General features: G+C 39.0%; 27 protein-coding genes and 2 rRNA genes. All 29 read right to left on the reverse strand.

Annotated elements, in window-relative coordinates; all coding sequences use genetic code 11:
* Nucleotides 1-8 precede the first annotated feature (8 nt).
* Entirely contained in the window at nt 9-227 is a 219-nt protein-coding gene (gene infA / locus CLOCL_RS18915) for a translation initiation factor IF-1 (RefSeq protein WP_014256820.1), read from the reverse strand.
* Nucleotides 228-359: 132 nt separating this feature from the next.
* Entirely contained in the window at nt 360-626 is a 267-nt protein-coding gene (locus CLOCL_RS18920) for a KOW domain-containing RNA-binding protein (protein ID WP_014256821.1), read from the reverse strand.
* 30 nt (nt 627-656) lie between these two features.
* Nucleotides 657-1,427 (reverse strand): type I methionyl aminopeptidase, encoded by a 771-nt coding sequence (map, locus tag CLOCL_RS18925; RefSeq protein ID WP_014256822.1) that lies wholly within the window; start codon nt 1,425-1,427, stop codon nt 657-659.
* Nucleotides 1,428-2,075 (reverse strand): adenylate kinase, encoded by a 648-nt coding sequence (locus tag CLOCL_RS18930; RefSeq protein ID WP_014256823.1) that lies wholly within the window; start codon nt 2,073-2,075, stop codon nt 1,428-1,430. It lies immediately after the preceding gene.
* 347 nt (nt 2,076-2,422) lie between these two features.
* Nucleotides 2,423-3,712 carry a preprotein translocase subunit SecY gene (gene secY / locus CLOCL_RS18935; RefSeq protein WP_014256824.1) on the reverse strand — a complete coding sequence of 430 codons (1,290 nt, stop codon included), beginning with the start codon at nt 3,710-3,712 and terminating at the stop codon, nt 2,423-2,425.
* A gap of 1 nt (nt 3,713) precedes the next feature.
* On the reverse strand, nt 3,714-4,157 hold the full coding sequence (gene rplO / locus CLOCL_RS18940) for a 50S ribosomal protein L15 (protein WP_014256825.1): 444 nt from the start codon (nt 4,155-4,157) through the stop codon (nt 3,714-3,716).
* Nucleotides 4,158-4,172: 15 nt separating this feature from the next.
* Nucleotides 4,173-4,352, reverse strand: coding sequence for a 50S ribosomal protein L30 (rpmD, locus tag CLOCL_RS18945; RefSeq protein WP_014256826.1), 180 nt, complete (start codon nt 4,350-4,352; stop codon nt 4,173-4,175).
* A gap of 12 nt (nt 4,353-4,364) precedes the next feature.
* On the reverse strand, nt 4,365-4,865 hold the full coding sequence (gene rpsE / locus CLOCL_RS18950) for a 30S ribosomal protein S5 (protein WP_014256827.1): 501 nt from the start codon (nt 4,863-4,865) through the stop codon (nt 4,365-4,367).
* A gap of 18 nt (nt 4,866-4,883) precedes the next feature.
* The gene (rplR, locus tag CLOCL_RS18955) at nt 4,884-5,252 is read right to left on the reverse strand and encodes a 50S ribosomal protein L18 (protein ID WP_014256828.1); all 369 of its coding nucleotides are present in this window, start codon (nt 5,250-5,252) and stop codon (nt 4,884-4,886) included.
* Nucleotides 5,253-5,268: 16 nt separating this feature from the next.
* On the reverse strand, nt 5,269-5,817 hold the full coding sequence (gene rplF, locus CLOCL_RS18960) for a 50S ribosomal protein L6 (protein ID WP_014256829.1): 549 nt from the start codon (nt 5,815-5,817) through the stop codon (nt 5,269-5,271).
* A 104-nt stretch (nt 5,818-5,921) separates the two neighbouring features.
* The gene (gene rpsH / locus CLOCL_RS18965; RefSeq protein ID WP_014256830.1) at nt 5,922-6,320 is read right to left on the reverse strand and encodes a 30S ribosomal protein S8; all 399 of its coding nucleotides are present in this window, start codon (nt 6,318-6,320) and stop codon (nt 5,922-5,924) included.
* 25 nt (nt 6,321-6,345) lie between these two features.
* Nucleotides 6,346-6,531 carry a type Z 30S ribosomal protein S14 gene (locus CLOCL_RS18970; protein ID WP_014256831.1) on the reverse strand — a complete coding sequence of 62 codons (186 nt, stop codon included), beginning with the start codon at nt 6,529-6,531 and terminating at the stop codon, nt 6,346-6,348.
* A 15-nt stretch (nt 6,532-6,546) separates the two neighbouring features.
* Nucleotides 6,547-7,089, reverse strand: coding sequence for a 50S ribosomal protein L5 (rplE, locus tag CLOCL_RS18975; protein ID WP_014256832.1), 543 nt, complete (start codon nt 7,087-7,089; stop codon nt 6,547-6,549).
* Between the two features lie 28 nt (nt 7,090-7,117).
* Nucleotides 7,118-7,465: a 50S ribosomal protein L24 gene (gene rplX / locus CLOCL_RS18980; protein WP_014256833.1), complete on the reverse strand. Its 348-nt coding sequence runs from the start codon at nt 7,463-7,465 to the stop codon at nt 7,118-7,120.
* A gap of 18 nt (nt 7,466-7,483) precedes the next feature.
* Nucleotides 7,484-7,852, reverse strand: coding sequence for a 50S ribosomal protein L14 (gene rplN, locus CLOCL_RS18985; RefSeq protein WP_014256834.1), 369 nt, complete (start codon nt 7,850-7,852; stop codon nt 7,484-7,486).
* A 25-nt stretch (nt 7,853-7,877) separates the two neighbouring features.
* The gene (gene rpsQ, locus CLOCL_RS18990) at nt 7,878-8,138 is read right to left on the reverse strand and encodes a 30S ribosomal protein S17 (RefSeq protein WP_014256835.1); all 261 of its coding nucleotides are present in this window, start codon (nt 8,136-8,138) and stop codon (nt 7,878-7,880) included.
* A 28-nt stretch (nt 8,139-8,166) separates the two neighbouring features.
* The gene (gene rpmC / locus CLOCL_RS18995; RefSeq protein ID WP_014256836.1) at nt 8,167-8,370 is read right to left on the reverse strand and encodes a 50S ribosomal protein L29; all 204 of its coding nucleotides are present in this window, start codon (nt 8,368-8,370) and stop codon (nt 8,167-8,169) included.
* Nucleotides 8,360-8,797, reverse strand: a complete 438-nt coding sequence (gene rplP / locus CLOCL_RS19000; protein ID WP_014256837.1) for a 50S ribosomal protein L16 — start codon at nt 8,795-8,797, stop codon at nt 8,360-8,362. Before rplP ends, rpmC begins: the two co-directional genes overlap by 11 nt.
* Nucleotides 8,797-9,465 (reverse strand): 30S ribosomal protein S3, encoded by a 669-nt coding sequence (rpsC, locus tag CLOCL_RS19005; protein ID WP_014256838.1) that lies wholly within the window; start codon nt 9,463-9,465, stop codon nt 8,797-8,799. The genes rplP and rpsC overlap by 1 nt, the downstream gene beginning before the upstream one ends.
* 19 nt (nt 9,466-9,484) lie before the next feature.
* A complete protein-coding gene (rplV, locus tag CLOCL_RS19010; RefSeq protein WP_174269806.1) occupies nt 9,485-9,862 on the reverse strand; it encodes a 50S ribosomal protein L22 in 378 nt (125 codons plus the stop codon).
* A 134-nt stretch (nt 9,863-9,996) separates the two neighbouring features.
* The gene (gene rpsS, locus CLOCL_RS19015) at nt 9,997-10,281 is read right to left on the reverse strand and encodes a 30S ribosomal protein S19 (RefSeq protein ID WP_014256840.1); all 285 of its coding nucleotides are present in this window, start codon (nt 10,279-10,281) and stop codon (nt 9,997-9,999) included.
* Between the two features lie 88 nt (nt 10,282-10,369).
* A complete protein-coding gene (gene rplB, locus CLOCL_RS19020) occupies nt 10,370-11,203 on the reverse strand; it encodes a 50S ribosomal protein L2 (RefSeq protein ID WP_014256841.1) in 834 nt (277 codons plus the stop codon).
* A 42-nt stretch (nt 11,204-11,245) separates the two neighbouring features.
* Nucleotides 11,246-11,599, reverse strand: coding sequence for a 50S ribosomal protein L23 (gene rplW, locus CLOCL_RS19025; protein WP_014256842.1), 354 nt, complete (start codon nt 11,597-11,599; stop codon nt 11,246-11,248).
* On the reverse strand, nt 11,599-12,222 hold the full coding sequence (gene rplD, locus CLOCL_RS19030; protein WP_014256843.1) for a 50S ribosomal protein L4: 624 nt from the start codon (nt 12,220-12,222) through the stop codon (nt 11,599-11,601). The genes rplW and rplD overlap by 1 nt, the downstream gene beginning before the upstream one ends.
* A gap of 23 nt (nt 12,223-12,245) precedes the next feature.
* Nucleotides 12,246-12,884, reverse strand: coding sequence for a 50S ribosomal protein L3 (gene rplC / locus CLOCL_RS19035; RefSeq protein WP_014256844.1), 639 nt, complete (start codon nt 12,882-12,884; stop codon nt 12,246-12,248).
* 90 nt (nt 12,885-12,974) lie between these two features.
* Nucleotides 12,975-13,286 (reverse strand): 30S ribosomal protein S10, encoded by a 312-nt coding sequence (rpsJ, locus tag CLOCL_RS19040; protein WP_014256845.1) that lies wholly within the window; start codon nt 13,284-13,286, stop codon nt 12,975-12,977.
* 890 nt (nt 13,287-14,176) lie between these two features.
* Entirely contained in the window at nt 14,177-14,479 is a 303-nt protein-coding gene (locus tag CLOCL_RS19045) for an NINE protein (RefSeq protein ID WP_081467076.1), read from the reverse strand.
* Between the two features lie 662 nt (nt 14,480-15,141).
* A 5S ribosomal RNA gene (rrf, locus tag CLOCL_RS19050) occupies nt 15,142-15,258 on the reverse strand.
* Between the two features lie 157 nt (nt 15,259-15,415).
* Nucleotides 15,416-18,460 (reverse strand): 23S ribosomal RNA (locus CLOCL_RS19055).
* Nucleotides 18,461-18,553 lie beyond the last annotated feature (93 nt).

The raw sequence follows: 18,553 nt of genomic DNA on the forward strand, positions 1-18,553 counted from the left end.
TTGCATTCTTACTTTGCTCTCCAAGTTATTCTTCCACGGGTCAAATCATAAGGAGATAATTCAAGTGTAACCCTATCTCCCGGTAAAATCCTGATAAAATTCATTCTAAGCTTTCCTGAGATATGGGCCAGAATTCTATGTCCATTATCAAGCTCCACTTCAAACATTGCATTTGGCAATGCCTCTACAACCTTGCCTTCAACTTCAATAACATCTTCCTTTGACAAGACTCAACTCCCTCCTTACCTGCTTTAAACCCATTTATAATATATATAATGTTTTTTCGATTTGCCAACTTTCTATAGGTATAAAATTTCATCATTTCATTAGTATTTTAAATCAAATGATTTAATATGGATTTATAAATCTCCTGTCACTTCCAAGGCTTTTCGTATCTCAGCGTTTGAAACTCTGGCTTTGTTCTCCAGCTTTTCCTTTAACGGAAGAATGATTTCTCCCGTAACCTGTAAATGCTTCATCTTTTTCAGCTTTGGATTTTCAATTCTCCTAAGATCTCCATCGGATATCTTTACATACAAATCGTCAACCATTTCAACTACAATAAATTTTTTCCCTTTATCCCTACCTGCTTTTGAATACACCACCTGACCAAGGGTTAAATCCATTTTTTTCACCTCTGTTTACTGCCTGCATCCTTAGTCCAACATTGTCAATATAATCGGTTCATTCTCTGTAATAGCTATTGTATTTTCATAGTGAGCTGAGAGCTTACCGTCAGCAGTCACAACTGTCCACTTATTAGGAAGAAGTTTAACTTTGTAAGTCCCTTCATTAACCATAGGTTCTACGGCTAGTGTCATGCCTCGCTGTAATCTAGGTCCTCTTTCTCTGCTGCGATAATTCGGTATTGGAGGCTCTTCATGCATTTCCCTGCCAATACCGTGTCCTACATAATCCCTGACAACTGAATACCCAAAGGAAACTACATAGCTCTCAATGGCAGAAGAAATATCGATTATTCTGTTACCCTCCACCGCATTTTTTATTCCCTCAAAGAAGCTTTGTTTTGTAGCTTCAATAAGCCTTTGAGCTTCCGGTGATATTTTTCCGACAGCAAAGGTTCTTGCAGCATCACCATGAAATCCGTTCAAATAAGCGCCAATATCAATACTTATAATATCTCCATCTTTTAACTCCCTTAAACCAGGAATACCGTGTACCACTTCATTATTTATTGAAGCACATATGCTTGATGGATAATCTATTCCGTCGGGATATGGGCATTTATAACCTTTAAATGATGGAATAGCACCATGTTTTCTTATAACTTCCTCTGCAATTCTGTCAAGTTCTGCTGTTGTTACTCCAGGCATAATAGCCTCTTCAACTTTCTTATGAGCAAGAGCTACAACTTCTCCCGCTCTCCTCATAAGGTCCAATTCACTTTTCGATTTTACCGATATCATTTAAATTCCACCTAAAGCTTTTTTTACAGCGCTTGTAGTATCATCGATACTTTTTTGCCCTTGAACAGTGACAAGTTTTTTGTCTTTTTTATAATATTCAATAAGTGGTTCAGTCTGTTTATGGTAAGTATGAAGTCTTTGAATAACTGTTTCTTCCTTATCGTCTTCCCTTTGAACAACTTTTTCTCCACAAGCTTTGCATGTATCTCCTTCCGCTGGTGGATTAAACTCAATATGATAGCTCATGCCGCATTTTGTACATACTCTTCGGCCGCCCATCCTTGCAATTATTTCGCTATCCGATACTTCAATATTCAACACTATATCGAGGTTTGTTCCTCTTTGCTTAAGTATTTCATCAAGCTTTTCCGCCTGATTTACCGTTCTCGGAAAGCCGTCAAGTATAAATCCGTTTTCACAGTCAGTTTGTTTTAGCCTGTCACTTACAATATCAATTGTCAATTCATCTGGTACAAGTAAACCCTTGTCAATATATTCTTTAGCTTTCTTTCCTAATTCAGTTCCATTCTTAATATTACTTCTAAAGATATCTCCAGTAGATATATGAGGGATTTTGTACCACTCAGAAATATTTGCCGCCTGTGTTCCTTTTCCTGAACCTGGGGCACCCAATAAAACAATCTTCATATTGACCTCCAAAATACCGTGCTGCAAATTTAAATATGATACATTCTGATATTCTTTTATATTCGTATTGTAATAAGTCTTCCTTATTTACAATATGAATTTCTAATAAATATTTCCTTATTAATAAGTGTATTTTATCAATTTATTTTTTTTCTTTTAATCTGTTCGATTATAAATATCATTAATAATTTACTTATCCCTATTTATAACCGAGCTAATTTTACATTACAAAGTAGCGTACTTTGTAACACATTTTCTGCCTGTCGGCATACCCTCAGAGGCATCAGGCATTTTTCCGTACTTACCGATCCCCTTGGTGGAGTAAAAATGTGTTACAAATGTACCTACTAGTCTAAAAATCCTTTATAATGCCTCATCAGCATCTGTGATTCAACTTGTTTTACAGTATCCAAAGCCACACCAACAAGGATCAAAACACTGGTTCCTGCAAACCATACTCCATTAATTCCGGTTATAGCTTGAAGTATCGCAGGCGTTATTTGAATTAACGCAAGGAATACTGCTGAAAACCATGTAATTCTATTTAAAACTTTAGTAATATAATCCGATGTTGGTTTGCCAGGTCTTATTCCTGGAATAAATCCTCCGTTTTTCTTTATATTGTTGGCCAATTCAATCGGATTGAATTGGATAAATGTATAGAAGAATGTGAAGAACATTACCAACAATCCAGATAAAATGGATATTTCAATTCTTGACTGCATATTTCTTATATAATTCCAAACGGGGCCTGTTGCCTCAGGTGCGAAGAATGACACCAGAGTTGAGGGTAGTGCTATAAACGACATAGCAAAAATTATTGGAATAACGCCGGCCAGATTAACCTTTATAGGAATATGAGTACTCTGTCCGCCGTACATTTTTCTTCCCACAACTCTTTTCGCATATTGCACCGGTATTCTTCTTTCCGCATCTTGTACCCAAACAACAAGGGCAATAATTAGTAAAGACAACACCAATACTGCTGTTACTCCTAGAATTCCAAGAATTCCTTTAGGACCAAACTTTCCCATATTGTAATTGCTATAAATTATCAAAGCACCTTGAGGAGCTCTTGACAATATACCTGCAAAAATCAAGAGTGAAATACCATTTCCTATGCCGTACTCAGTTATCTGCTCACCTAGCCACATCAGGAATGCTGTACCGGCTGTAAAGGATAATGCAATTGTCAAATAGGAAAATATTCCGGGATTTGAAACCGCACCTCTAAGTCCGAAATATAAGCCGGTAGCCTGCAAAAATGCCAATATAACCGTTCCGTATCTTGTATAGCGTGCAATAATCTTTCTACCTTCTTCGCCTTCTTTGGCAAGCTGCTCAAGCTTCGGAATAGCTACTGTTAAAAGCTGCATAATGATTGAAGAGTTGATATATGGTGTTATACTCATCGCAAAAATCGTTGCGTTTGAGAACGCACCACCCGATACTATGTCAAAGAATCCGAATATTGTTCCCATTCCAGACAGCTCCTTGAGTCTGGCTGCATTCATACCAGGAACAGGAATATGGGATCCTAATCTGAAAATTAACAGCATAATAAGAGTTATGAACATTTTGCGTCTTAAATCGGGAATTTTCCAGGCATTTCTTATTGTTTCAAACATTCCGCCCATATTATATCACCTCTGCCTTTCCCCCCGCAGCCTCAATTTTCGCTGAAGCTGTTTTTGTAAATCTTGCAGCCTTAACAGTAAGTTTCTTATTAAGTTCGCCGTTTCCTAAGATTGCTACTCCATCAACGACTTTCTTAACAAGTCCTTTTTCAATTAAAACTTCAGGTGTTACAACAGCACCGTCTTCAAATACATTTAAAGCCGAAACATTTACTTCAGCATATACCTTTGCAAACAACTTATTGTTAAATCCTCTTTTAGGAATTCTTCTATAGAGAGGCATCTGTCCACCTTCAAATCCAGGTCTGACTCCTCCGCCTGCACGGGCATTTTGTCCCTTATGTCCTCTTCCGGCAGTCTTACCATTACCTGTACCATGCCCTCTACCTTTTCTTTTAGGTGCCTTTTTTGAACCTGGTGCTGGTTGCAATTCAAACAACTTCATGGATTACACCTCCTTTTATATTTCTTCTACCGAAACAACATGTTCTACTTTTTTGATCATTCCTCTAATTTGAGGATTATCCTGATGCTCTACCACAGATCTTATTTTCTTTAATCCTAAAGCTCTAACGGTAGCTAACTGTTTTTCCTTAAGTTTACTGGTACTCCTCACCAGAGTAATTCTGAGCTTAGCCACTAGAGTCCCCTCCTAACCTAATACTTCTTCTACTGTCTTATTCCTGAGTTTAGCTACTTCCTCAGCTGTCTTTAAACGGGAAAGTCCTTCAATAGTAGCACGAACCATGTTTATAGGATTATTTGATCCTAAAGACTTTGTTCTTATATTACGAACTCCCGCTAATTCAAGAACCGCTCTTACAGGTCCTCCAGCTATAACTCCGGTACCTTCACTAGCTGGTTTGATCAATACTTTACCGGCGCCAAATTCCCCAATAACTTCATGGGGAATAGTGGTTTCAACCAATGGTACTTTTATAAGATTTTTCTTGGCATCTTCAATACCTTTTCTAATGGCATCAGGTATTTCCGCTGCTTTTCCTATTCCAGCTCCTACATGTCCGTTCTCATCTCCAACAACAACTAAAGCACTGAAACGGAAATTCCTACCACCTTTAACAACCTTAGTAACACGTCCGATATTTACTACCTTTTCTTTCAGATCCAATACGCTGGCATCAATACGTTGCAATTGTTTTCCCTCCTTTTACTAAAACTCTAAGCCGGCTTCTCTAGCAGCTTCAGCTAATTCTTTTACACGTCCGTGGTATATATAGCCGCCTCTGTCAAATACAACTTTTTTAATTCCGCTATTTATGGCTTTAGTTGCAATTAATTTTCCAACTTCCTTGGCCGCTTCTTTATTTCCGCCAAAACTGAGCTTACCTTTAATTTCTTTGTCCAGTGTTGAAGCTGCAACAAGAGTTTTTCCAGTACTATCATCTATAATCTGAGCATACATATGTTTCAAGCTTCTATATACATTTAAACGAGGACGTTCTGGTGTCCCTGATATTTTCTTACGTACTCTTGCATGCTTTCTAAGCCTAGCAACATTCGAACCAGGTTTCTTTATCATTTAGTCTCACTCCTTTTTACTTCTTACCTTTACCGCCTGTTTTACCTTCTTTACGTCTTATAACTTCATCTACATACTTGATACCTTTGCCCTTATAAGGCTCAGGCAACCTCTTTCCTCTTATCTTAGCAGCAAATTCTCCTACAGCCTGTTTATCTATACCTTTTACAATAATGCTGTTTGGATTAGGAACTTCTATAGTTATTCCCGCAGGCTCTTCCATTTCAACAGGATGTGAGTACCCTAAATTCATAACCAATTTTTTACCTTGCTTTTGTGCTCTAAATCCTACACCGTTTATCTCCAAAGCTTTTTCAAAGCCTTGAGTTACTCCTATAATCATGTTATTAATCAAAGTCCTTGTTAATCCGTGAAGGGCCTTATGTTCCTTTAAATCCGATGGTCTTTCAACTAATATCTTACCATTTTCAACTTTTATTGTCATATCTTTATGAAACTCTTTTTCTAATGTTCCCTTTGGTCCCTTTACAGTGAGTACATTACCTTCTTGTTTTACATTTACTCCTGCAGGTATTTCAACGGGCATTCTGCCAATTCTTGACATCTTATTGCCTCCTGTTCTTAATATTGTGAGCTCCAAAACTTCGGAACCCTTTTCAGAATCCTATTATCAAATCTACTTTTTATTATATCTTCAATTTTCCTTTATTACCATACAAAGGCTAAAACTTCTCCACCAACGCCTTCTTTACGAGCTTTTTTATCGGTCATTATTCCTTTGGAAGTTGAAATTATAGCTATACCAAGGCCTCCGAGAACTTTCGGAATTTCATCCTTACCAGCATAAACCCTAAGACCCGGTTTGCTTATTCTCTTTATACCTGTGATAACATTTTGCTTATTTGCGGTATATTTTAAAGAAACTCTCAATATTCCCTGTTTTCCGTCATCAATTTCTTCAAAACCTTTTATGAATCCCTCTTCCAACAAAATATTTGCTATTGACCTCTTCACATTGGAAGCAGGTATATCAACTGTAGCATGTTTTGCAGAACTGGCATTTCTTATTCTGGTCAACATATCTGCTATTGTATCGGTCACTTGCATTGGTTTACCTCCTTTCGTCTGTTCACTACCAACTAGCTTTTTTGACGCCAGGAATCTGACCTTTATAAGCCAGTTCCCTGAAGCAAAGTCTGCATATTCCGAATTTTCTCATATAAGCATGCGGTCTTCCACATAATTTACATCTATTATATGCTCTTGTCTTATACTTTGGCGGTCTTTGTTGCTTAACAATCAATGATTTTTTGGCCACGCTCCAATCCCTCCTTTAGCTCTGGCTAAACGGCATGCCAAGAAGTTTCAAAAGCTCTCTGGCTTCTTCATCAGTTTTTGCCGTTGTAACGAAAGTGATATCCATTCCTCTAACTTTTTCAACCTTATCATAATCTATTTCAGGGAATATCAACTGTTCTTTAATCCCTAAAGAATAATTTCCTCTTCCGTCGAAAGAATTTGCCGGAACACCTCTGAAGTCTCTTACTCTAGGTAATGCAATGTTCAAGAGTCTGTCAGCAAATTCATACATTCTGTCTCCTCTAAGAGTTACCTTACATCCGATATTCATTCCCTGTCTTATTTTAAAAGCTGCAACTGACTTTTTAGCTTTTGTTACAATAGGTTTCTGACCTGTAATAAGAGCTAAATCGTTAACAGCGGCATCTAAAGCCTTTGGATTATCTTTAACATCTCCTACACCCATGTTAAGGACTATTTTCTCTAATTTTGGTATTTGCATTACACTTTTATATTTAAATTTTTCCATTAACGCCGGAGCTACTTCTTTGATATATTTTTCTTTCAAGCTTGGCATTTATAAACCTCCTTTCAAAGAGAAGTTTTTATCCCTTTTTAACTTTCTTTATTGTATCTATTATTTCATTGCATTTCTTGCACACTCTGCTTTTTTCGCCGTTCTCCAATATCTTTTTCCCAACTCTTGTCGGCTTTCCGCATCTGGGGCACACAAGCATAACTTTTGAGCTGTGTATAGGTGCCTCTTGATGAATTATTCCGCCTTGTTGAGTTTGTGATCTAGCTTTTCTATGTTTTGTACACATGTTAACGCCTTCAACCAGCACTCTGCTCTCATCCGGATATACTGCAAGCACTTTGCCTTTTTTCTTTGCGTCTTTACCGTTCAATACAATAACAGTATCTCCTTTTTTAACATGAACCTTGTTGATCACTGTAAGCCGCCTCCTCCCTTATAATACTTCCGGTGCGAGGGACAAAATTTTCGTATATTCTTTATCCCTTAGCTCTCTTGCAACAGGACCAAATATACGTGTTCCTCTTGGATTTTTATCTTCTCTTATTATAACTGCAGCGTTTTCGTCGAATTTTATATATGAACCGTCCGCCCTTCTGATACCCCTTTTAGAGCGAACAATAACACATTTTACTACATCTCCTTTTTTTACAACACCACCGGGTGTTGCATCTTTAACCGAAGCTACTATAACATCACCGATATTTGCATACTTTCTCTTAGATCCACCAAGCACTTTTATGCACATTAACTTTTTTGCTCCGGTGTTGTCAGCAACTTTAAGGATTGTTTGTGCTTGAATCATGGTATAAACCTCCTTTCAACCATAACTATTTTGCTCTTTCGATAATTTCCACTAATCTCCATCTCTTATCTCTGCTAAGAGGTCTGGTTTCCATAACCTTAACTATATCTCCAACTTTACACTCGTTATTTTCATCATGAGCTTTAAGTTTATAAGTTCTTTTTATGAACTTTTTGTAAAGCGGATGTTTAACAGAAGTCTCTATACTAACAACGATTGTCTTATCCATTTTATCGCTGGTAACTTTTCCTACTCTTGTTTTCCTTAATCCTCTTTTTTGTTCCAATTGAGTTTACCTCCCTTCAAGGTATTGATCAAATATTTATACCTTTAAGTTCCCTTTCCCTCATTATTGTCTTAATACGGGCAATTGACTTTTTAACGTCTTTAAGTCTCATAGGGTTTTCAAGTTGGTTGGTAGCATGTTGAAATCTCAATTTAAATAATTCCGACTTTAATTCCCCCAGCTCTTTCTGTAATTCAGCATCTGTCTTCTCTCTTAACTCTTTAGCTTTCATTTGCTTCACCACCCACTCCATCTTCACGTGCTACAAACTTACACTTAACGGGAAGTTTGTGCATGGCAAGTCTTAATGCCTCTCTTGCAATTTCTTCCGATACACCTGCAATTTCAAACAAAACTCTTCCTGGCTTAACTACTGCAACCCAGTATTCAGGGGAACCTTTTCCGCTACCCATACGTGTTTCAGCCGGTTTCGCTGTAACAGGTTTGTCCGGGAATATCTTTATCCAAACTTTTCCGCCTCTTTTTATAAAACGTGTCATAGCTACCCTGGCAGCCTCTATCTGATTACTTGTTATCCAAGCCGGTTCTAAAGCTTGCAGACCATATTCACCATGTACAACTTTATTTCCTCTGGTAGCTACACCTTTCATTCTACCTCTCTGTACTTTTCTATGTTTAACTCTTTTAGGCATTAACATTACATATCTCCTCCTTCCGCCTTCTTTTCCTTTTTGACAGCTGGAAGAACTTCGCCCTTATATATCCACACCTTAACACCTAATTTTCCATAAGTTGTATCAGCTTCAGCGAATCCATAATCCACATCTGCTCTAAGTGTTTGCAGCGGAATAGTACCTTCATGATAATGCTCAGTTCTTGCAATTTCTGCTCCACCAATACGACCTGCTACTTGAGTCTTAATACCCTTTGCACCTAATTTCATAGCTCTTGACATAGCTTGTTTCATAGCTCTTCTAAAGGATATTCTTTTTTCAAGCTGTGATGCTATGCTTTCAGCAACTATCTGTGCATCCAACTCGGGAACTTTAATTTCAGTAATATTTATCAATACATTCTTTTTAGTCAATTTTTCAAGCTGCTTTCTCAATTCTTCAATACCTGCTCCACCTTTTCCAATTACAAGTCCTGGTTTTGCAGTATTTACATTTACTTTAACTTTATTCGCAGCTCTTTCTATTTCAATTCTTGATATTCCTGCCGAATATAATTTTTTCTTAATAAACTTTCTTATTTTAAAATCTTCTACAAGATACTCGCTAAAGTTCTTTTTTCCGGCATACCACTTGGTATCCCAATCTTTTATAATACCTATTCTAAGTCCATGAGGATTAACCTTTTGTCCCATCATTCACCCTCCTTTTCCGTTAATTTTTCTCTTTAACTACTATTGTAATGTGACTGGTTCTTTTTCTAATCCTATAAGCTCTACCTTGTGCTCTCGGCATAACTCTCTTTAATGTAGGCCCTGGATTTGCAAAACCGTCTGCAACATACAAATTGTCACGGTTAAGTCCGTTATTATTTGTAGCATTTGCTTCAGCTGACTTTAACAATTTGAATAATATTTCTGAAGCCGCTTTTGGAGTATATCTTAAAATTGCATACGCCTCATCTATCGGTTTGTTTTTAATTAAATCCATTACTATTTTTACTTTCCTAGGTGATATTCTCGCATATCTTAAAACTGCTTTACCCTGATCCTTACCAATACCTAATTCTTTTTTCTGGGCCTTTGTAAGCAGTGCAGGTTTTCTTGATTTTGTATGTTTAGAATTATAAACTTCCAATAAATTTTCTTTATTTCCAAGAGCTTCCCCTTGTTCAATTTTAGCTTTTGCTGCCAATTGGAATTCCTCCTTTCATCGAAAAATCACTATTACTTTAATGCGGTTGACCTTTCAGTGTGGTTTCCGTGTCCTTTAAAGGTCCTTGTTGGTGCAAATTCTCCAAGTTTATGTCCAACCATTTCTTCGGTAATATATACCGGTACATGCTTTCTTCCATCATGTACAGCTATAGTATGTCCAACCATCTGCGGAAAAATTGTTGACGCTCTTGACCAAGTTTTTAAAACTTTCTTTTCGTTCTTAGCATTCATTTCTTCTATTCTTTTAAGAAGTTTTTTATCTACAAATGGTCCCTTTTTAACTGATCTGCTCATTAAGCCAAGTCCTCCTTTCATTTACTTCCTGAGTCCAGCTCGTATCCTAACAATTAGGCACTTTTTTCAATATTTATTAACCTATCTATTACTTCTGATTTCTTCTCTTAACAATAAACTTATCGGAAGCTTTATTCTTCTTTCTTGTCTTGTAACCGAGTGTAGGTTTACCCCAAGGTGTAACAGGACTAGGTCTTCCTATAGGAGATTTACCTTCTCCTCCTCCATGTGGGTGATCTACAGGGTTCATAACAACACCGCGAACTGTAGGTCTTATACCCATCCATCTTTTTCTTCCCGCTTTACCTATTGAAACATTCTCGTGGTCATGATTTCCTACCACACCTATTGTAGCCCTACAATTTAACCTAACCATTCTTACTTCTCCGGAAGGAAGTCTTATCTGCGCATAATCATTTTCTTTTGCCATAAGCTGTGCAGATATACCGGCTGCTCTTGCAAGCTGTCCGCCTTTTCCGGGTTTAAGTTCTATATTGTGTACTACAGTACCAACAGGAATGTTTTTCAGTGGAAGTGCGTTACCTACTCTTATATCTGCATTTTCGCCAGACTCAACATAGTCTCCCACTTTAAGGCCTTCCGGCGCTATAATATACCTTTTTTCTCCATCAAGATAAGTCAACAGTGCTATATTTGCACTTCTATTAGGATCATATTCTATAGCTGAAACTTTAGCTTTTATTCCGTCTTTATCTCTCTTAAAATCAATAATTCTGTATTTCTGTTTTGCTCCTCCGCCTTTGTGGCGAACAGTAATCCTACCGTATGAGTTTCTACCCGCTTTTTTCTTAAGAGGTACAACCAAAGATTTTTCCGGTTCCTTCTTCGTAATCTCCTCAAAAGTCAGAACTGACATATTTCTTCTTGCAGGTGAAGTAGGATTATATTTTTTAATAGGCATCTGTTTTCACTCCTTTATAAATCTTACCCCATAAGATTATGCTTATTGAGTTGCTCCAAATTCTTCAATACTTGTCTTGTACTTTCTGGTTGTAGTAGTTTCTTTTCCACCTTTAGTCAAATACTTAACTGGTTTAGGATTGGTATCAATTTTTACAATTGCCTTTTTCCAATCCGGTCTTGTACCTTGATGAACTCCCATTCTTTTTGCCTTACCTTGGTAATTTACTGTATTTACTTTAAGAACTTTTACGTTAAACAACTTTTCTACTGCCTGTCTGATTTCAGTCTTAGTTGCATTAACATCAACAATAAAGGTGTACTTACCGTCCATTACTTCCATATTACTCTTTTCTGTAATATGCGGTCTTATTATAATATCTTCAGCTGCTCTCATTATGCGTACACCTCCTCAACCTTTGATACAGCATCCTTGGTTATTATAAGTTTGTTATGCTTAACTAAATCATAAACATTTATAGTGTTTGCAAGTAAAGTCTTAACTCCCGGTATATTACGTGCTGATTTTTCAATTTTTTCATCTTTTTCAGCTATTAACAATACTGCTGTTCCGTCAACTTTAAGATTCTTTAAAACTTCTACCATCTGTTTTGTCTTGATAGCATCAAAACTCAATTTATCAAGAACAATTATTTCATTTTCATTCACTTTCGATGAAAGAACTGATTTTAACGCAAGTCTCCTTACCTTCTTCGGAAGTGTGTATCTGTAACTTCTCGGTTTCGGGCCAAGAACTATACCGCCTTTAACCCATTGAGCAGAACGAATACTTCCATGTCTTGCTCTACCAGTACCTTTTTGTCTCCATGGCTTTATACCACCGCCACGAACTTCGCTTTTTGTCTTTGTAGACTGAGTGCCTTGTCTTTTATTTGCCAATTGGTTCACAACAACTTGATGAACCACTTCTTTGTTAACTTCAACCCCAAAAACCTCATCGCTTAAATTTATATCTCCAACAACTTTACCGCTCATGTCATATAAGTCAACTTTTGGCATGTCACTTCCTCCTTTCGCCTTTTCTACTTACCTGATTTTACGGTGTCCTTTATCATCAAAAGACCACCTTTTGCCCCCGGTACTGCACCTTTTACCAGTAAAAGGTTTCTCTCGGCATCTACACGAACCACGTCAAGATTTTGAATAGTCACTCTTTCAACACCCATGTGTCCAGGAAGCTTCTTACCTTTAAATACTCTTGCAGGATTTGTATTAGCACCCATTGAACCAACTCTTCTATGGTACATGGAACCGTGAGTTTCTTTACCTCTTGCCTGTCCATGTCTCTTAATAACACCTGCAAAACCTTTACCTTTTGAAATTCCTGTAACGTCTATCCTGTCACCATTTTCAAACATATCTGCTACTTTTATTTCCTGACCGATTTCATATTTATCCAGTTCTTCTGTCCTGAATTCTCTAATGTACTTTTTCGGTGCAACCTTAATTTTTGCAAACTGGCCTTTATCCGGCTTGTTAAGTCTCTTTTCGTTTGCATCAGCAAATCCGATTTTGACAGCATTATATCCGTCAGTTTCAATTGTCTTTTTCTGAAGCACAGTGCATGGACCTGCTTCAATAACTGTAACCGGAATAACTGCACCATTTTCATCGAATACCTGTGTCATTCCGATTTTTCTTCCCAAAATAAACTTCTTCATTCAAACTTCCCTCCTATGGTTATTGGTTCACTCCTACATATCTGCACAATATGTCGGGCAAGTGAACTTGACCTTTTTTACATCGACTGACTAAAGTTTTATTTCAATATCAACACCAGCTGGTAAATCCAGTCTCATAAGAGCATCTACAGTCTTAGGTGTTGGCATAAGTATGTCTATTAATCTCTTATGTGTCCTCATCTCAAACTGTTCACGAGAATCTTTATACTTATGTGGAGCTCTTAATATTGTTATGATTTCTTTTTCTGTAGGTAGTGGCACCGGCCCCGACACTTGTGCCCCAGTTCTCTTTGCAGTATCAACTATTTTTTCAGCTGACTGATCAAGAATCTGATGATCAAAAGCCTTCAATCTGATTCTGATTTTCTGTTTGTTTGCCATACATAATCCTCCTTAAATTTGTTACGTACAACAAGATTATCTCTGTACACTATGCCGGGTGTTTCCTATTACGTCGTATAAAAACCCAGGATATTAAACATGCCTCTAAAGGCAGGTTAAACCTGGGCTAAATAACAAATTCATGCACAGCTCATATACATTGCAAAATGTACAGTGACTTGTCGCCCGGTTTCTTAGAATCGGACATTCTCCACAGAAGTTACCTACTCAAATAGTAGCAATCTCCTGTATCATCGTATGCCACGTCACAACATTCAACATTTTACTATATAATTATTAACTTTTCAAGTACTTTTTATATTTTATTTTTGCATATCTTCCTCTTTTTTTTAAGTGTTTGTTATTTATTATCTCTGTGTTATTATTCATATATAACTCATGGTTCAACTTTGCTTTGATTTTTCTTGGTCGTTAAACAATATACAATGGATTACCATGAGTTTTCTATTATATTACGACATTTAATTTTTCAACTTTTTATCTTATTTTTAGCTATTTCATCCTTTTTCTTTCTATCTCTTATGATGTTTTTTATCTTCAACGAGGGTAGGTTTTATAAAAGAATCATAAGGGTTACTTTGTAAAGGTGTAAGATAAAAAACTATTAAATAATAGAAAGCCTTAAGCTTTATTATTTTTTCGCTCCATCGAAACAGCTTTTCCAGTACTTTCAAAATGCTGTTCTTGGCATTTTACTCAAAATAATAATGCTTAAGGCCTACTGATTTTTTATTAGAGTTTAAGATTATTTCAATTTTATAATAAGAACTATAAATTAATAATTTTACTTTCATTTATTGGTTTTGTCATTATTTTCTATACTGCTTATCATTTGTAAATCTACTTTCAAAAAACTCAAATTAGTGCTATCAATAATACCTTGCTCCATAATTTCTTGCAAAACTCTCATCACTTGAAGCCAAGTATACAATACCTTCAATAAATCCTATAAAAGCAGGAATGAAAGTCCAGCAGAATATTAAATATAATATACCTTGAACGGGCTTTCCAAGATAAAACTTGTGGGCACCTAAGCCTCCAAGAAAAATAGCAAGTAGCGCCGCAACAATTCTATTTTTTATTGGCACTAAAGGCGCATAATATGGTCCCGATGAAGATGATGAACTGCTTGATGATGAACTGCTTGATGAAGAACCTCCACCCGCATTCATGAAAACCATCGGTTGTTGTTTGCTCGATTCTTCAAGTCTTTCTATCTTTCTCTTATTCTCATTTATTATTTCACTTACGCAACGTTTACAATAATTTTTATTTCCTACTTCCGTCCTACATTCTTCACAAATAAATTTACCACATCCGACACATGTACCAACTGCATTTCTTCACGAATGAATATAACATTCCATAGCAAAGACCCCCTGACTTTATAATTTCCGATTAATCAATATCCAAAATTACTTTAACTATTAAATTGTTTCTCTACGTTTTATAAATCATTTATACCTCTCGAAGTTAATATCCTACTTAATTTTTCTCATAAATTAAACTGTTATTTATCATTTAAACTGAGCAACTAATCTCTCTAAAAATAAACATATATTACATATACTAATTATCAAATATATCATATTGTTTAATTAATTAAATTATACTTAATTCATGTTTTTTTAGCAAGTATTATAATCTTATATTATTTGGAAACAGGCTCATCTTACTTCCTTCAGATTCCACCTTACAATGGACCTCCTTGCCTTTGACTAGTAATTCCTACTACCAAGCAAGGCCCACAGCATACTTCCACCACCTAGCTAAAGCCCATACCAGGAACAATAAACAAAGCCTTATGGATTGGTACCATAAGGCTTTGATATAAATCTGGCAGCGACCTACTTTCCCAGGACGTCTCCATCCAAGTATCATCGGCACTGAGAAGCTTAACTACCGTGTTCGGGATGGGAACGGGTGTGTCCTTCTCGTTATTGCCACCAGAAATCTATAAACTTTTTGGTATATACCTTCAAAAATATATAACGTCAGTCCACAAGATAAGAAGCTCTCTCACTCATTAAGTCTTCACTTCAGAACCCTTCTTCTTCTCCTCAGTTGTCAGTTTTCCATCTTCCAACTTCCAACCTCTAACTTCTAATTTGGTCAAGCCCTCGACCTATTAGTACCAGTCAGCTAAATACATTACTGTACTTACACCCCTGGCCTATCAACCATGTAGTCTACATGGGGTCTTACCCTTTCGGTGGGATATCTCATCTTAGGGTGGGTTTCACGCTTAGATGCTTTCAGCGTTTATCCCGTCCGAACTTGGCTACCCAGCTGTGCACTTGGTAGTACAACTGGTGCACCAGAGGTTCGTCCATCCCGGTCCTCTCGTACTAAGGACAGATCCCTTCAAATATCCTGCGCCCGCGACAGATAGGGACCGAACTGTCTCACGACGTTCTGAACCCAGCTCGCGTACCGCTTTAATTGGCGAACAGCCAAACCCTTGGAACCTACTTCAGCTCCAGGATGCGATGAGCCGACATCGAGGTGCCAAACCTCCCCGTCGATGTGGACTCTTGGGGGAGATCAGCCTGTTATCCCCAGGGTAGCTTTTATCCGTTGAGCGACGGCAATTCCACTCTCTTACCGCCGGATCACTAAGCCCTACTTTCGTACCTGCTCGACTTGTCTGTCTCACAGTCAGGCTACCTTATGCCTTTGCACTCGATGCGCGATTTCCAACCGCGCTGAGGTAACCTTTGGACGCCTCCGTTACCTTTTAGGAGGCGACCGCCCCAGTCAAACTGCCCACCTGACAGTGTCCCTAGACCAGCTCATGGCCTCAGGTTAGAGTCCCAGTACCCTTAGAGTGGTATCCCAACGGCGATTCCATGCAGACTGGCGTCCACACTTCCCTATCTCCCACCTATCCTGTACAAAGAATACCGAAACCCAGTATCAGGCTACAGTAAAGCTCCATGGGGTCTTTCCGTCTTGTCGCGGGTAACTTGCATCTTCACAAGTACTACAATTTCGCCGGGTACGTTGTTGAGACAGTGCCCAAATCATTACGCCATTCGTGCGGGTCGGAACTTACCCGACAAGGAATTTCGCTACCTTAGGACCGTTATAGTTACGGCCGCCGTTTACTGGGGCTTAAGTTCACTGCTTCACTTCCGTTAACAGATCCCCGTAACCTTCCAGCACCGGGCAGGCGTCAGCCCCTATACTTCATCTTTCGATTTAGCAGAGACCTGTGTTTTTGATAAACAGTTGCTTGGGCCTATTCTCTGCGGCCTGCTCTCACAGGCACCCCTTCTCGCGAACTTACGGGGTCAATTTGCCGAGTTCCTTAACAACGCTTCTCCCGCTCGTCTTAGGATTCTCTCCTCATCTACCTGTGTCGGTTTGCGGTACGGGTACCTCTACTCTCGATAGTGGCTTTTCTCGTCAGTGCGAAATCGGTCACTTCGGTACTATATTTTCCCTCCCCGTCACGGCTCATAATCATCCGGCGGATTTGCCTACCGGACTCTACTTGCCGCTTGGACGAGCTCTTCCAGTCACTCGCTTGACCTATCCCCCTGCGTCCCCACTTCTCTCAAACGAGCAGCGGTAGTACAGGAATTTCAACCTGTTCCCCATCGCCTACGCCTTTCGGCCTCAGCTTAGGTCCCGACTTACCCTGGGCGGACGAACCTTCCCCAGGAAACCTTAGATTTTCGACGGTAAAGATTCTCACTTCACTCTCGCTACTTATTCCGGCATTCTCACTACTATCTCGTCCACATGTCCTTCCGGTCATGCTTCTACCTACCATAGTAAGCTCCCCTACCCCTCGTGTGTGTTCACTGCTGCCCCTTAACACAAGTTTTAGCCTTTGGTTCATTTAGCGAAAAGCTTTCATTCCTTTTTCCCTCGTCGCTTTTCGCAAAACTGTCTCTTCAGCTTCTACCTCTGTTAAGATACACCAGTGAACACACACAAAGCCACAGCTTCGGTACACAGTTTGAGCCCCGGACATTTTCGGCGCAGGTTCACTCGACTAGTGAGCTATTACGCACTCTTTGAATGAATGGCTGCTTCTAAGCCAACATCCTAGTTGTCTTAGCAAACCCACATCCTTTCCCACTTAACTGTGATTTTGGGACCTTAGCTGATGGTCTGGGCTGTTTCCCTCTCGACTACGGAACTTATCTCTCGTAGTCTGACTCCCAAGCTAAATCTATACGGCATTCAGAGTTTGATAGGGTTCGGTAACCCGGTAAGGCCCCTAGCCCATTCAGTGCTTTACCTCCGTTAGACATACTTGAGGCTAGCCCTAAAGCTATTTCGGGGAGAACCAGCTATCTCCGAGTTCGATTGGAATTTCTCCGCTATCCACAGCTCATCCCAAACCTTTTCAACGGTTATGAGTTCGGTCCTCCACGAGACTTTACTCTCGCTTCAACCTGTCCATGGATAGGTCACCCGGTTTCGGGTCTATTGCATGCGACTTTACGCCCTCTTCAGACTCGGTTTCCCTTCGGCTCCGTACCTTCAGTACTTAACCTCGCCACATACAATAACTCGCCGGACCGTTCTACAAAAAGTACGCTGTCGAGCCTTAACGCTCTCCAACTGCTTGTAAACATAGGGTTTCAGGTTCTCTTTCACTCCCCTCCCGGGGTTCTTTTCACCTTTCCCTCACGGTACTTCTCCACTATCGGTCACCAGTTAGTATTTAGCCTTGGAGGGTGGTCCCCCCTGCTTCCCACAAGGTTTCACGTGCCTCGTGGTACTCTGGATCCTGGCCTGTCTCCTCACTTTTCGCATACGGGACTTTTACCCTCTATGGTGTAACCTTTCCTGGTTACTTCTGCTAAGCTCAGAGAATCATTTCGCCAGTCCGCAACCCCAACCTATATTGCTATAGATTGGTTTGGGCTCTTCCGCTTTCGCTCGCCACTACTTACGGAATCTCGGTTGATTTCTTTTCCTGTGGGTACTTAGATGTTTCAGTTCCCCACGTCTCGCCCTGCTACACTATGGATTCATGTAGCAGTACCTGAGCATTTACCTCAGGTGGGTTCCCCCATTCGGACATCTGCGGGTCGATGGCTGTTTGCGCCTCACCGCAGCTTTTCGCAGCTTACCACGTCCTTCTTCGCCTTCTGGTGCCTAGGCATTCACCCTATGCTCTTAGTAGCTTGACCTTCCTCGGTTCTCCTTGTGAATCCCTTCTACCATCTTAATGAGTTTATCCTAAGAGTCACTACGTACTTCTTTCTGTACTAGTTACCCTCTTT

This window comes from Acetivibrio clariflavus DSM 19732, from assembly GCF_000237085.1.
GTDB lineage: Bacteria > Bacillota > Clostridia > Acetivibrionales > Acetivibrionaceae > Acetivibrio > Acetivibrio clariflavus.

Coding starts and splice junctions, on each gene's coding strand:
- CLOCL_RS18920 (WP_014256821.1), bottom strand. CDS start 626: ATGGATTTAACCCTTGGTCAGGTGGTGTATTCAAAAGCAGGTAGGGAT.
- map (WP_014256822.1), bottom strand. CDS start 1,427: ATGATATCGGTAAAATCGAAAAGTGAATTGGACCTTATGAGGAGAGCG.
- CLOCL_RS18930 (WP_014256823.1), bottom strand. CDS start 2,075: ATGAAGATTGTTTTATTGGGTGCCCCAGGTTCAGGAAAAGGAACACAG.
- secY (WP_014256824.1), bottom strand. CDS start 3,712: ATGGGCGGAATGTTTGAAACAATAAGAAATGCCTGGAAAATTCCCGAT.
- rplO (WP_014256825.1), bottom strand. CDS start 4,157: ATGAAGTTGTTTGAATTGCAACCAGCACCAGGTTCAAAAAAGGCACCT.
- rplR (WP_014256828.1), bottom strand. CDS start 5,252: ATGATAAAGAAACCTGGTTCGAATGTTGCTAGGCTTAGAAAGCATGCA.
- rplF (WP_014256829.1), bottom strand. CDS start 5,817: ATGTCAAGAATTGGCAGAATGCCCGTTGAAATACCTGCAGGAGTAAAT.
- rpsH (WP_014256830.1), bottom strand. CDS start 6,320: ATGCAAGTGACCGATACAATAGCAGATATGTTGACCAGAATAAGAAAT.
- rplE (WP_014256832.1), bottom strand. CDS start 7,089: ATGCCAAGCTTGAAAGAAAAATATATCAAAGAAGTAGCTCCGGCGTTA.
- rplN (WP_014256834.1), bottom strand. CDS start 7,852: ATGATTCAAGCACAAACAATCCTTAAAGTTGCTGACAACACCGGAGCA.
- rpmC (WP_014256836.1), bottom strand. CDS start 8,370: ATGAAAGCTAAAGAGTTAAGAGAGAAGACAGATGCTGAATTACAGAAA.
- rplP (WP_014256837.1), bottom strand. CDS start 8,797: ATGTTAATGCCTAAAAGAGTTAAACATAGAAAAGTACAGAGAGGTAGA.
- rpsC (WP_014256838.1), bottom strand. CDS start 9,465: ATGGGACAAAAGGTTAATCCTCATGGACTTAGAATAGGTATTATAAAA.
- rpsS (WP_014256840.1), bottom strand. CDS start 10,281: ATGAGCAGATCAGTTAAAAAGGGACCATTTGTAGATAAAAAACTTCTT.
- rplB (WP_014256841.1), bottom strand. CDS start 11,203: ATGCCTATTAAAAAATATAATCCTACTTCACCTGCAAGAAGAAATATG.
- rplW (WP_014256842.1), bottom strand. CDS start 11,599: ATGAGAGCAGCTGAAGATATTATAATAAGACCGCATATTACAGAAAAG.
- rplD (WP_014256843.1), bottom strand. CDS start 12,222: ATGCCAAAAGTTGACTTATATGACATGAGCGGTAAAGTTGTTGGAGAT.
- rplC (WP_014256844.1), bottom strand. CDS start 12,884: ATGAAGAAGTTTATTTTGGGAAGAAAAATCGGAATGACACAGGTATTC.
- rpsJ (WP_014256845.1), bottom strand. CDS start 13,286: ATGGCAAACAAACAGAAAATCAGAATCAGATTGAAGGCTTTTGATCAT.
- CLOCL_RS19045 (WP_081467076.1), bottom strand. CDS start 14,479: ATGAATGCGGGTGGAGGTTCTTCATCAAGCAGTTCATCATCAAGCAGT.